This window comes from Streptomyces aculeolatus, from assembly GCF_020400605.1.
In the GTDB taxonomy this organism is placed as follows: domain Bacteria; phylum Actinomycetota; class Actinomycetes; order Streptomycetales; family Streptomycetaceae; genus Streptomyces; species Streptomyces aculeolatus.
The window spans coordinates 265,675-277,913 of sequence record NZ_JAINRD010000007.1; the positions used below are offsets into that span (position 1 = coordinate 265,675).

Annotated in this window: 10 protein-coding genes; 3 read left to right on the forward strand and 7 right to left on the reverse strand. The window is 68.1% G+C overall.

Going from position 1 to position 12,239, the window contains the following annotated elements; translation table 11 throughout:
* Positions 1–40 precede the first annotated feature (40 nt).
* The 3 genes from LG396_RS15570 to LG396_RS15580 all read right to left on the reverse strand — a co-directional run bounded on the left by LG396_RS15570 (position 41) and on the right by LG396_RS15580 (position 3,413).
* Complete coding sequence (locus LG396_RS15570; RefSeq protein WP_225795207.1) at positions 41–211, reverse strand: hypothetical protein; 171 nt, start codon at positions 209–211, stop codon at positions 41–43.
* 74 nt (positions 212–285) lie between these two features.
* Positions 286–1,089 (reverse strand): polyphosphate kinase 2, encoded by an 804-nt coding sequence (gene ppk2 / locus LG396_RS15575; protein ID WP_037741091.1) that lies wholly within the window; start codon positions 1,087–1,089, stop codon positions 286–288.
* A gap of 857 nt (positions 1,090–1,946) precedes the next feature.
* Positions 1,947–3,413: a non-reducing end alpha-L-arabinofuranosidase family hydrolase gene (locus LG396_RS15580; protein ID WP_225795209.1), complete on the reverse strand. Its 1,467-nt coding sequence runs from the start codon at positions 3,411–3,413 to the stop codon at positions 1,947–1,949.
* 819 nt (positions 3,414–4,232) lie between these two features.
* On the opposite strand from LG396_RS15580, the gene LG396_RS15585 reads away from it, so the two are divergent.
* Complete coding sequence (locus tag LG396_RS15585) at positions 4,233–5,663, forward strand: endo-1,4-beta-xylanase (protein ID WP_225795210.1); 1,431 nt, start codon at positions 4,233–4,235, stop codon at positions 5,661–5,663.
* A gap of 30 nt (positions 5,664–5,693) precedes the next feature.
* Entirely contained in the window at positions 5,694–7,064 is a 1,371-nt protein-coding gene (locus tag LG396_RS15590; protein ID WP_225795211.1) for an RICIN domain-containing protein, read from the forward strand.
* A 126-nt stretch (positions 7,065–7,190) separates the two neighbouring features.
* Here LG396_RS15590 and LG396_RS15595 read toward each other — a convergent pair whose 3' ends face one another.
* Both LG396_RS15595 and LG396_RS15600 read right to left on the reverse strand, forming a co-directional pair.
* On the reverse strand, positions 7,191–8,906 hold the full coding sequence (locus LG396_RS15595) for a sugar ABC transporter substrate-binding protein (protein ID WP_225795212.1): 1,716 nt from the start codon (positions 8,904–8,906) through the stop codon (positions 7,191–7,193).
* Between the two features lie 85 nt (positions 8,907–8,991).
* Positions 8,992–9,780 carry a hypothetical protein gene (locus tag LG396_RS15600; protein ID WP_225795213.1) on the reverse strand — a complete coding sequence of 263 codons (789 nt, stop codon included), beginning with the start codon at positions 9,778–9,780 and terminating at the stop codon, positions 8,992–8,994.
* A 270-nt stretch (positions 9,781–10,050) separates the two neighbouring features.
* On the opposite strand from LG396_RS15600, the gene LG396_RS15605 reads away from it, so the two are divergent.
* On the forward strand, positions 10,051–10,299 hold the full coding sequence (locus LG396_RS15605) for an SCO4226 family nickel-binding protein (protein ID WP_026276933.1): 249 nt from the start codon (positions 10,051–10,053) through the stop codon (positions 10,297–10,299).
* A gap of 23 nt (positions 10,300–10,322) precedes the next feature.
* Here LG396_RS15605 and LG396_RS15610 read toward each other — a convergent pair whose 3' ends face one another.
* Positions 10,323–10,715, reverse strand: a complete 393-nt coding sequence (locus LG396_RS15610; RefSeq protein ID WP_225795214.1) for a hypothetical protein — start codon at positions 10,713–10,715, stop codon at positions 10,323–10,325.
* Positions 10,716–10,796: 81 nt separating this feature from the next.
* Complete coding sequence (locus LG396_RS15615; protein WP_225795215.1) at positions 10,797–12,122, reverse strand: NAD(P)/FAD-dependent oxidoreductase; 1,326 nt, start codon at positions 12,120–12,122, stop codon at positions 10,797–10,799.
* Positions 12,123–12,239: the final 117 nt, after the last annotated feature.

Below are 12,239 nucleotides of genomic sequence, written 5' to 3' on the forward strand. Positions count from 1 at the left end.
GCCCCTCACGAGGCGCTTGACGGCAACGCCGACGGCAACGTCAACGGACACCTACTGCTGCGGGCGGCGGCTCCTCGGAGTCGTCGCCCGCAGCCAGTGCGTTGCCCAGGGTGTCGCTGGCTTGGCGTTGGAGGCGGAGGCGCGGGGACAGGTAGTCGGTGCTGGGTTCGGTGACCAGTTCGTCGAGAAGCCGGTTGCAGATGCCCTCCACGTCGCGGTGGTTGCGCGCGAGTGCCCGGCGCAGCTCTTCCAGGCAGACAGTGTGACGACGTCTGGTCGGGGACTCTACGGCGTGCGCCGGGAACTGCTCAGGAATGCGGAGGCGTGGTCCGGCACGTACGTCTGAAGGTGCTTCGGTGGGCGTTCGTACCCGCTCGGCGGCGGACGGGGCGGCAGGCGGAGCTCCGGCTGCCGGATCTCTCGGTAAGGGACCGTGGACAGCAGGTGAGCGATCATGTTGATGCGGGCAGCCCGCTTGTCGTCGCTCTCCACGACGAACCACGGCGCCTCGGGAAGATCGGTGTGCACGAACATCTCGTCCTTGGCCCGGGAGTACGCCTCCCAGCGAGTGATGGACTCCAGATCCATCGCCGAGAGCTTCCAGCGCCGTGCCGGATCGCTCAGCCGCTGCCGGAACCGCCGCTCCTGCTCGGCGTCGCTCACCGAGAACCAGTACTTGCGCAGCAAGACCCCGTCCTCGATGAGCATCCGCTCGAAGACGGGGCACTGGTGCAGGAAACGCTCGTACTCCTCCTGAGTGCAGAAGCCCATGACGTGCTCGACGCCGGCGCGGTTGTACCAACTGCGGTCGAACAGCACGATCTCACCCGCGGCGGGGAGCCTCGCGACGTAACGCTGGAAGTACCACTGTGTTCGCTCGCGTTCTGTCGGCACGGGCAGGGCGGCGATGCGCGCGACACGGGGGTTGAGAAGCGCGGTGACCCGCTTGATCGCGCCTCCCTTACCAGCCGCGTCGCGGCCCTCGAAGATCACCACGAGCCGCTCCCCTTCAGCACGGACCCACTCCTGGAGCATCACCAACTCGGTCTGCAGACGGAGCATCTCCTTCTCGTACAGTGACCTGGGCAGGCGGCTGGGTCCGCCCTTGCCCGGTGACTGCCCACCGTTCGTCCGCTTCGTGCCAGGCACCGTCCTTGCCTCCCTCGCCCACCGGCTGACATGACCAGGGTGGGTTCTTATCGGTGAACGCATGCCCTCCGGGCTGAGCCAGTCGTGGGGAACGACATCGACGGGCCGGTGGCATGTGGCCATACTGCAGGGTGTCTGTCCTCATCGGCTCAGCGGCAATGCTCTTCGAGTTGCACACATCTCTTCAATTTGACGAAGACAATGCAGTGCTCACATGGCAGCCATGGTGCCATTAGTGTAATCGGGAGGAACCTCGCCGGCACCTTTCACATCGAGGACACAGAACTTCGCCGAACCTCCTCCAGCCGCGGGCCCTTAGCCCAGGGGAAGCGGTCGAGGGATCTGCCAAGCTGGACATCAGTGTTCGACGGCCCGGCCGTTTCCGGTGGCTGAAACCGGCTGAATCCCGCTCGGCGTTCGGGTGTTTCCGCAGGCCAAGGCTGTGCAGTCGGTGTTCCGCTTCAACGCGTGAATCTTTCGAACACCCCCACTTGCCTGTATGCATGCAGGTCAGAGTGCATTGTGACCGGTCTACTCGGCCCGGCCGGGTGGGGGCGTCGGGGTTGATGCCGTCGTAGATGATGATTCCGCTGCCGTCGGTGACGAGGAGGTCTTCGTGGCCGTCGCCGGGCCAGTCGCCGCGGTGGGGGATTCGGGAGTTGGTCTCCATGCTGCCCGTGTTGCCCGACTCGGTGCTCCGTCGCCGTTTGAGCGCTGACGTTGTCGCGTGACCGGGCGGGCTCGGCCTTTCGCCGAGCCCGCCTTCTCCATACCGGAGTCGGACACCTGTCACGTCGTCAGCGCTGCAGTGTCAGCAGGCCCGGACGGTAGGGCAGGAGGCCGTAGTCGCCGCCGGAGTTGGGGCTGCGTCCCTGGTAGAGCAACTGCAGGTGACAGGGATCGACGGACATGGTCTGATCGGGGCTCGTGCGGATCAGTTCACCATGGCTGATGTCGTTGGTCCAGGTGGCGCCGCTGTTGGCCTTGCCGGCGAAGGGATTGCTCTCGGTCGCGGCCTGGGGTGTCCATGAGCCGTTCAGACTGGTGGCCGTGAACGAGCGGAAGTAGCGGCCCTGCGAGCCGATCGCCTCGACGATCATGAGATAGCGGTTCTGGCCCTGGAGCTTGTAGACCTGCGGGGCCTCGAACAAGTTGTTCGTCGTATCGCTCATGACCACCGTCGAGTTCGTGCCGAAGCTGCCAGGGAAGTTCCCGATCGGCATACTGGCCCGGTAGATCCTGCCGTTGTCACCGGCGAAGAACAGGTACATGTTCGTCCCATCGCCGATGAGCGTCTGATCGATGGGGCCTGTTCCGGAGTCGGAGATGCTTCCGGAGAAGAGCACCTGCTGGGATGACCAGCCATTGGGGTTGGTGGGGTCGCTCGACGTCCGGTAGGAGAAGGCGGTCCCGCCCCACTGGTAGGCGAGCACCCAGATGTTCTTCGGCGCGAAGTAGAAGAGCGTGGGCGCGACGGTGGAGGCTGACATCGTGTTCTGGCTTGCCGAGGCCATCTCCGGCCAATCGGTGAACAGGCCGAAGTTCATCGAACCCCACGTCGTCCCCGTGTCGTGCGTCGTGGCATAGACGAGTTGCCTGCCGTTGTAGGGGGCGACGGTGAAGTCCTTGAGCGAGACCCACCCCGGCCTGGGCTGCGCCAGCGCGCCCGTTGATGTCCAGCGGTATGTCGACGGAAGATCGCAGGGGCCGGGGTTGTTGCTGCCGACCTTGACGAGCTGCCACTGCTGGTTGGCGCCGCCCCAGTCGTCGTACTGGACGATGTTCGCGTTGTCGGCGGTGGAGCCGCCTTGCACTTCGAGGGCCTTGTTGCTGTGGCGCGCGACGAACCTCACGTGCCCGTCCGGGCTGTCGGCCAGCCGCCACTGCTGGTTGGTGCCGTTCAGGTCGGCCCACTGGACGATCGAGCCGCCGTTGGCGGTGGAGAAGTTGTGGACGTCCAGCACCTTGCCGGAGTGGCGGGACTTGATGCGGTAGTAACCGCCGCCGGAGTCGACGAACTGCCACTGCTGCTGGTTCTGATCGTTTCTGGCCCACTGGGTGATGCGGGCGCCGTCGTCGGTCGCCAGATTGTAGACGTCGAGTGCCTTGCCGCTGTTGCGGTTGACCAGCACGTACCAGGCGTTGGTGTCGACGGTCGCCGCGCCGGCGGGCTGGGCGCCGAGGAAGGTGGCCACGAGGAGCAAGGGTGCAAGGACGGCGAGTAAGCGTCTCAGGTGGACCGGGGAGGAGTGGCGAAACCGCATCGGAGGGTCTCCTTTGAGGGCGGGGTGAGGTGACCCCTGTGAACCGCGGGGCAGGCGTGCCGGGGGCGGGGGCAGTCTCGAAATGTTTCGGAGAGTTCCCGGATGTTCCGACGCCACAAGCTAGGAATGTGAGGGCTTCCGGTCAAGACCTTCTGTCGACCTGTCCACAACTGTGCCCACCCGTCCGCACGCCACCCCGGCCCCGGATTCGCCCTGGGCCCGGCCCTGCGCCATCCTGCCGACGGCGGAGCGGGGGGCGTGGCGGCTCCCCGTTCGACCCGCCTTGCTTCCGAAATTTTCGGGCGCACAACGGAAACTCTTCCGTGGAAAGTGTTGACGACTCACCGTCAAGCCCTCAATCATCCGTGTTTGAGGGGCTGACCATAGTTCGATATTTCGAACCCCCCGGCCCCGAGCAATCTGCACTGCACGGCAGATCCCCACGTACCGCTGCACGACAGATCCGCGCACCACAGCGCTGTGCCACCCCGTTTCGTCCCGGTGAGGTTCGCACCAGTGCGTCCTGGCTCTTCGCGCCGTCGGAGAGGTACGCGACGCCCCGAGGCGGTCCCCCGGCTGAGCCGCTATGGAGCACGCCCATGCCCGTGTCGAAACACCGCCGCCCGCAGTACGTCACCCGCCGGCCGCGCGGATGCTGTCCGTGCCGGTTGAGATCGTCCCGGTTCCCTGACCGCGGTGGCCGGTGATTCCGTGCCGCGCCCCCGTTCCTCCCCGCCCCGTCCGTCTGCCGAGCGAGAGCAGACGATGCACTCCGCCGCCCTTCAGTCCTTCCGTGACTTCTCCCTTGGAGGCACAGCCATGGGCTCGTATGCCCTTCCCAGACCCGGTATCCGCCGGAAGCTCCGCGGCCTGCTGTTGGCGCTGGTCGCCGGCGTCCTCGGTACCGTCGCCACGCTGGCCGCACCGCCGCCCGCGAACGCCGCGGAGAGCACGCTCGGCGCCGCGGCGGCCCAGAGCGGCCGCTACTTCGGCACCGCCATCGCCTCGGGCAGGCTGGGCGACTCGGCGTACACGTCGATCGCGAGCCGCGAGTTCAACTCGGTGACGGCCGAGAACGAGATGAAGATCGACGCCACCGAGCCGAACCGGGGCCAGTTCAACTTCTCCGCCGGTGACCGCGTCTACAACTGGGCGGTGCAGAACGGAAAGGAGGTGCGCGGCCACACCCTGGCCTGGCACGCCCAGCAACCCGGCTGGATGCAGAGCCTCAGTGGCAGCACCCTGCGCCAGGCGATGATCGACCACATCAACGGCGTGATGAGCCACTACAAGGGCAAGATCACCCAGTGGGACGTCGTGAACGAGGCGTTCGCCGACGGGAACTCGGGAGCGCGGCGCGACTCCAACCTGCAGCGCACCGGCAACGACTGGATCGAGGTCGCCTTCCGTACCGCGCGCGCCGCCGACCCGGCCGCCAAGCTCTGCTACAACGACTACAACATCGAGAACTGGACCTGGGCCAAGACCCAGGCCGTGTACGCCATGGTCCGGGACTTCAAACAGCGCGGCGTACCGATCGACTGCGTCGGCTTCCAGTCGCACTTCAACAGCGGCAGCCCGTACAACAGCAACTTCCGCACCACCCTGGAGAGCTTCGCCGCCCTCGGCGTCGACGTGGCCATCACCGAACTCGACATCCAGGGCGCCTCGCCCACGACCTACGCCAACGTGACCAACGACTGCCTGGCCGTCCCGCGCTGCCTGGGCATCACCGTCTGGGGCGTACGCGACACCGACTCCTGGCGGGCACAGGACACGCCGCTGCTGTTCAACGGCGACGGCAGCAAGAAGCCCGCCTACACCGCCGTCCTGAACGCCCTCAACGGCGGCTCCACCACGCCCCCCGGGGATTCCGGACAGATCAGGGGCGCCGGTTCGGGCCGCTGCCTGGACGTGCCGAACGGCAGTACCGCCGACGGCACCCAGGTCCAGTTGTGGGACTGCAACAGCGGCACCAACCAGCAGTGGGAGTCCACTGCCGACGGCGAGCTCAGGGTCTACGGCAACAAGTGCCTGGACGCCGCCGGCACCGGCAACGGCGCCAAAGTCCAGATCTACAGCTGCTGGGGCGGCGACAACCAGAAATGGCGCCTCAATTCCGACGGATCCATCGTCGGCGTCCAGTCCGGCCTCTGCCTCGACGCCGTCGGAACCGGCACCGCCAACGGCACCCCGATCCAGCTCTACACCTGCTCGAACGGCAGCAACCAACTCTGGACCCGCACCTGAGGGAGCCTGATTGAGCGAAAGGGTGAATCGATGAAGACCTACGGCACGGCTTCCTCCGCCCCTCCGCGAAGACATCGCTGGTGGTCCCGGATCGCCGCCGTGGTGGCGGCGGCCCTCGCGATCGGCATGCTCGCCGTGGCGAATCCGGCGCCCGCCGAGGCGGCGACGGTGGACACCAACGCCTGGTACGTCCTGGTCAATCGCCACAGCGGCAAGGCGCTCGACGTCGCCGAAGTGTCCACCGCCGACGGCGCACGGGTCAGCCAGTGGACGCGCCACGACGGAGCCAACCAGCAGTGGCAGTTCGTGGACTCCGGCGACGGTTTCTACCGGCTCAAGGCCCGGCATTCGGGCAAGGTCCTCGACGTGGCCGGCGTCTCCACCGCCGACGGTGCCGCGATCCAGCAGTGGACCGACCACAACGGGGCCAACCAGCAGTTCCGCCTGGCCGACTCCGACGCCGGCCACGTCCGGCTGATCAACCGCAACAGCGGCAAGGCGGTGCAGGTGCAGGGCGACTCCACCGCCGACGGCGCCAACGTCGTCCAGTACACCGACGGGGGCGGCGCCAGCCAGCAATGGCAGATGATCAAGCTGTCGTCCGACGGCGGCGGCGGATGCGGCAGCGCCCCGACCCTGACCAGCGGTACGCACACGATTCAAAGCGGCGGTCAGAGCCGCAGCTTCATCCTCAGGGTCCCCACCAACTACGACAACAACCACCCCTACCGGCTGATCTTCGCGTTCCACTGGCGGGGCGGAACCGCCGGCGACGTCGCCTCGGGCGGAACGAGCGGGACCGCCTGGTCCTACTACGGCCAGCAGGAACAGTCGAACAACAGCGCGATCCTCGTCGCCCCCCAGGGCTTCGGAAACGGCTGGGCCAATTCGAACGGTGAGGACGTCACCTTCGTCGACGACATGATCCGGCTGATCGAGGGTGACCTCTGTGTCAACACGGCACAGCGTTTCGCCACCGGATTCAGCTGGGGCGGCGGAATGAGCTACGCACTCGCATGCAGCCGGGCGGACGTCTTCAGGGCCGTCGCGGTCATATCCGGCGCCCAGATCAGCGGGTGCAGCGGCGGCACCCAGCCCATCGCCTACTTCGGAATCCACGGCATCGGCGACTCCGTGCTCAACATCTCGCAAGGACGGTCCCTGCGCGACAAATTCGTCAGCAACAACGGCTGCACCCCGCAGAGCCCGCGCGAGCCCGCACCGGGCAGCCGAACGCACATCACCACCACCTACTCGGGCTGCCGTGCCGGGTACCCGGTCCAATGGGCCGCGTTCGACGGCGGGCACATACCCGGTCCGGTCGACGGCTCCACCGGCGAAAGCGGCGTCACCACCTGGACCAAAGCAGAGATCTGGAGGTTCTTCGCACAGTTCCAGTGACACACCCGCACCACGGAGTGGAGCCGGGACGAACCTGGCTCCACTCCGCCCGTCCACCCCGGACAGCTGAGCCGTACCGAGATGTGTGGAGACCCCGGAGGCTCCGGGTGCCGCGCACCCGAACCATCAGGTCGGCCGAGGGCCGCGTGCCTCCCGGAGCAGCTCCCATCCGGCCTCGGCGGCTTCCCCGGCCACGGCGCGCGGGTCGCCCTCGCCGGCCAGCACCTTGTACTCGGTATGCCCGAGGAGCTGCCACGCTGCACGCATCTCCGGCCACGACGGCATCACTTGGCCGTCGCCGCACTGACCGATGTACGGACGCAGGACCGCGTCCCGGGCGGCGACGGTGCCCATCGCCTCCTCCTGCACGGGTACCAGTTGCTGAAGTCTGTTGAGGTCTTCACCCGCGTCCGGTTGGGACAGATAGGAGGTCACCAGGTCGCGTGCCGCGGGAACGTTCGGTGCCCCCCGGTAGATGTAGAAGCCGTACACCGAGACCATCGACACGGCTTGCCCGTCACCCAGCGGAGGTACCGCGGCGACGCTCACGTCCATGCGCTGCTCCTTGATCGAGGCGAGGGCCCGTGAGGAGCAGACCAGAAACGGGGCGCGGCCCTCCAAGAAGAGCGGCAATGCTTCCGCGCGGCCGATGTCCGGGTTCAGCGCGCCGCTGCCGCCCGGGCCGGTGCCGAGCCCGCTCAGCCGGTCGAACGCGTTCACGAAGTTCTCGCGCCACGCTGAGATGTCCTCGAACCTGTCGGCGCCGCCCGTTGCGGAGGGAGTCCCGCGCAGGCCGAAGAACGTCCCGCCGCAGCTGGAGAACAGTGGCCACATGTGGTACGGGTCGCCGGCATTCCCCGCCGGATCAGGGGAGCCGACCTGGAGCGCGACCCCGGTGCCGTCCTCGATCCCTTTGGCTTCGACGGCTGCGTCACCGGCGCGGACGGCCTCGGCGAACGTCGTCGGCATCGGACCGCTGCCCGCAAGCGCGTTGTTGCGGATCAGAGCCACGCTGTCGAAGACGTACGGTATCGCGTAGAGCTGGTCCTGGCTGGTGAGCGCTTCCACGGCGACAGGGGAGATCCGAGCCAGCCCCGCAGGGCTGAACGGCGGCTCCAGCACCGAGCCTTCCTGCACGACGCGCCCGATCCAGTCATGCGGCCCGGCCACCACATCCGGAACGTGGTAGCCGCGTGGTGGGCGGCCGGTCGCGACGAGTGCGGTGAGCGCTTCTTCCAGCGCCTCGGTGCGGTCGAACGACTCCACCCTGACGGAGACCGCGTACTTTCTGCGGAAAGCACTGGAAGACCCGAAGTATTTCGCCAGAGTGCGAGCCCGGGTCCGCTCCGCCCAGACCACCAGCGAACGCACCCGGTCGAGCCGCTCTTCGTGGAGAGACCAGTAGCCCTTGCCGTCCCGGAAGGTGATCTGCACATCGTGCGGTGTGCCGTGGTGCCTGGTCGAGGCATCCGCGGGAGACGGCCTGGCCCTCACCGACCGGTGGACGTCGTCGCTCTGCCACAGATGCGCGTCGCCCGCCTTGAGGACGGCGATGTCCTTGCGGGCCGTACGCAGGTGTGCGCCACAGGTGACAGTGACGACCAACTTCTGGAACGTGGCCGTGGACTCGTTGAGGACGAGGGCGCCTGTCGAGTCGGGGCCCGAATCGACCTGCCAGCCGATCTTGAGGTTCTTCGCCCGCACCGTCCGCTGGTTGGAACGGATGGCGCGTGTGAGGGCGATGGCTCCTGTGATCGCGGTGCAGACGGCGACGACGGTGGAGGCAACGACTTCGACGTTACTCAGTAACGGCAACACCGCCGCGTAGTCAAGTGACCGCATTGCCGCACCATACCCAGGCACCTGCGACTTCGCGAGAAGTTCGAGGTCGGAAGCCGGCTCCGGCGGACCTGCCCGGTCCCCCGGACTACTCGGGCGGCGGTGGCGGGTCGTCCCCGTCGCGGTCCTGCTGCTCGGGCTTGTTGGGGGCGCCTGCGATGGCGTTCTGGAAGCGGGTGCGCAGGCCGCTCCAGTGGGCGTCGTGACGGGCCGCGCGGCGGGTGGCGCGGGCGAGTTTGTGCGGTCGGTGGGTGTAGAAGCGGTGGGCCCAGGGCGATTTGGGACGGGCCAGGCGGATCGCGCCGACCGCGCCGATGAAGGGGATCACCACGCCGAGCACGCCCATGCGGAACTTGCCCTTGGCGAAGGAGACCACGGCGATGAGGGTGCCGAGGATGAGGTTGAGCGCCCACAGGAGCGCCCCCTGCTCCTGCAGCCCTCCCTGGTCGTCCACGTCGAAGGGGGACGAGCCGATCAGCATCATGCCGACGACCACGGACGTCAGCACGGTGACCTCGACCGAGGTGCGGCCCTGCTCGCTCCAGTAGACGTCGTGCAGGTGGAGGATCAGGGCGAACTCGTCGAGCACCAGACCCGTGCCCATGCCGAACACGACGGCGACCACGGACTCGGCGACCACGCCTCCCTCCACGAAGATCGCGCCGAAGCCCCCGATCACCATGAGAACGACCCCCGGCACCACGTGGTGGATGTGCATCCCGCCGGGGTTGACGTTCCGGAACGGTCCCCGGCCGGCGCGGATCATGCGGGTGATGCTGCGCGTGACGAGGAAGGTGACCACCAGGGCTGCCAGGGCCAGCAGCGGGGGTACCCGCGCGGTGTCGACCATGGCGAGGTTGAGCCGGCCGTCGCCCATGCCGCGTCTGTACCTTTCGCCTGGACTCGGATGTCTTCCGGGTCATTGTCGCGAAGTGTGGACCGGGGTGATCTCCGCCTCGCCGGTCGGCGGGCGAACACGGCCTGTCACATGACCCGAAAGCGCGCATGGTGCGGGGCGTCCCGGGACTCCTCCAAGCGCGGTTTCCACCACCTTGGGCGACTGATCGATGACGCGTGGTCGCTCAGCAGGTGCGCTTCCGGTGCCGGGTGCAGTATGGAGGTACCGGCGATCAGGAGGTGCATGATCATGGCCGAGTTCATGGACGTTCACCACGGGATGCAGGGGATCACGGACGAGCAACTGCAGGAAGCGCACCGCGCGGACCGCGCCATCGAGACCGAGGAGGGTGTGCGCTTCAAGCAAGCCTGGGCAGACCCTCAGTCCGGCGAGGTCTACTGCCTGTCGGAGGCGCCGTCGGCGGAGGCGGTGATGCGCGTTCACGAGCGCGCCGGCCACCCGGCGGACGAGATCCACGCGGTGCCGCTCACGACCTGACGCCGTGTGGGCCCCGGCGAGCCTCACTCGAGTTCCGAGGCTCCCGGGCTCAGCGTGCCGTCCCACCGAATCACCGGACTGGCGGCGGCGAGGCTGCCCACGACGTCCGTCAACTCGCGCCCTCTGAGTTTCGGCAGCCCGAGGACTCGCCAGGGGCTGACGTCCAGGGACATCCAGACCGCCCGGTTCCTGTCGTCGAGCAGCGCCACGAGGCAGCGTACGTCCGCGGACCTCAGGGGGGCGGCGGGCACCGGGATCAGGTAGCAGCGCTCATACTCGTTCCGTTCCGCGAGCCACGTGCGCTTGCCTTGGTGGGCGAGCCCTGTCTCGGCGGCAATGGCCATGAGGCGGTCGGCCGACCGGCGGGAGAGCCGCCGCACGTGACGGTGCGCCAGTCTCGCCGCGGTTCTCCGCATGCACCGACACCTGCCCGACTTCACGCCTGGATGGTGGGGAGAAGTATGGCAGCGCCCCGGCCGGCGGCGGCCGCGGCTCGTTCAGGCGGCCTGGTCCGGCTTGGAGGCGTTGGTGAAGGCTTTGCGGGGGTGTTGGACCGACTGGAGCGAGACGATGTCCCGGCCGAAGAGTGCCGCGGTCGACCAGACGGCCAGGACGCGGATCTTGCGTTCCCAGGTGGGTACGGCCAGGACGTGGTAGCCGCGGTGCATCAGCCAGGCCGGCAGTCCCTTGATCACGAGGCGCTTGTACTGGAAGATGCCGCGGCCCATGCCCAGGGTGGCGACCACCCCGAGGCTGTCGTGGCGGTAGGGGCGGATCCTGCGGCCGCGGAGGCTGGCGACGATGTTCTTGGCGAGGCGTTTGCCCTGCCGGACGGCGTGTTGCGCGTTGGGCATCGTCAGGGCTCCGGGGACGTGGGAGGCCAGGTCCGGGATGGCGGCGTCGTCGCCGGCTGCCCAGACGTCCGCGAGGGGTTCGCCGCCGGTGCCTACGCGGAGGTCGGCGCGGGTCAGGAGGAGGCCGCGGTCGTCGAGGGGCAGGTCGGTGTGGTTGTGGACGACCGGGTTGGAGGCGTTGCCGGCGGTCCAGACGATCAGTGCCGAGTCGAACTCCTCGCCGTCGGACAGGACGATGTGGCCGTCCTTGGCGGACTCGATCTGGGCGTTGAGGTGGACGCGGGCGCCGCGCTTCTCCAGGGAGCGCACCACCCACGCGCCCGGCTTGTCCGTCACCTCGGGCAGGATGCGCCCGCGGGCCTCGACGAGGTGGAAGGACAGGTCGTCGGCGCTCAGCTCGGGGTAGGACCTGAGCGCGGCCCTGGACAGCGAGAGGAGTTCGCCGAAGCCTTCGACGCCCGAGAATCCGCCGCCGACGAACGTGAAGGTGAGCAGGGCGCGGCGCCGGGGGCCCGGAGGCAGGGAGGCCGCCTGGTCGAACGCGGTGAACAGCCGGTCGCGGATGGCGACGGCCTCTTCCACGTGCTTCAGGCCGATTGCGTGTTCGGCGACGCCGGGGATGGGGAAGGTGCGGGTCACGGCGCCCGCGGTGACCACCAGGATGTCGTAGGACAGCGGGTAGTCCTCGCTGTGCTCGGGCCGGACGGTGACCGTGCGCTTCGCGTGGTGGATCTCGGTCACCGTCCCCGCGATCACCCGGGTGCGGCGCAGATGCCGCCGCAGCGAGACGGCGGCGTGCCGCGCCTCGATCGATCCGGCGGTCACCTCGGGCAGGAACGGCTGGTAGGTCATGTACGGGCGGGGGTCCACGATCGTGACGCGCGCCTCGCCCTTGCGCAGCTTCTTCTGCAGCCGCCAGGCCGTGTAGAAGCCCGCGTAACCGCCGCCGACGATCACAATCTCACGCATGGTCCCACTCCCGTTCCGCCGTCCGATACCAGCCGTCGCCGCCGTGGACCGGGCCACTCCCACTTCCCGGTCCGCCGGATGTTCCACCCGCTCACCTTTCTCGGTCCGCCCCATACT

Excerpts from the sequence above, each read along its gene's own strand:
- LG396_RS15610 (WP_225795214.1), bottom strand. The coding sequence starts at position 10,715 with ATGCGGAGAACCGCGGCGAGACTGGCGCACCGTCACGTGCGGCGGCTC.
- LG396_RS15585 (WP_225795210.1), top strand. The coding sequence starts at position 4,233 with ATGGGCTCGTATGCCCTTCCCAGACCCGGTATCCGCCGGAAGCTCCGC.
- LG396_RS15615 (WP_225795215.1), bottom strand. The coding sequence starts at position 12,122 with ATGCGTGAGATTGTGATCGTCGGCGGCGGTTACGCGGGCTTCTACACG.
- LG396_RS15590 (WP_225795211.1), top strand. The coding sequence starts at position 5,694 with ATGAAGACCTACGGCACGGCTTCCTCCGCCCCTCCGCGAAGACATCGC.
- LG396_RS15600 (WP_225795213.1), bottom strand. The coding sequence starts at position 9,780 with ATGGGCGACGGCCGGCTCAACCTCGCCATGGTCGACACCGCGCGGGTA.
- LG396_RS15580 (WP_225795209.1), bottom strand. The coding sequence starts at position 3,413 with ATGCGGTTTCGCCACTCCTCCCCGGTCCACCTGAGACGCTTACTCGCC.
- LG396_RS15605 (WP_026276933.1), top strand. The coding sequence starts at position 10,051 with ATGGCCGAGTTCATGGACGTTCACCACGGGATGCAGGGGATCACGGAC.
- LG396_RS15595 (WP_225795212.1), bottom strand. The coding sequence starts at position 8,906 with ATGCGGTCACTTGACTACGCGGCGGTGTTGCCGTTACTGAGTAACGTC.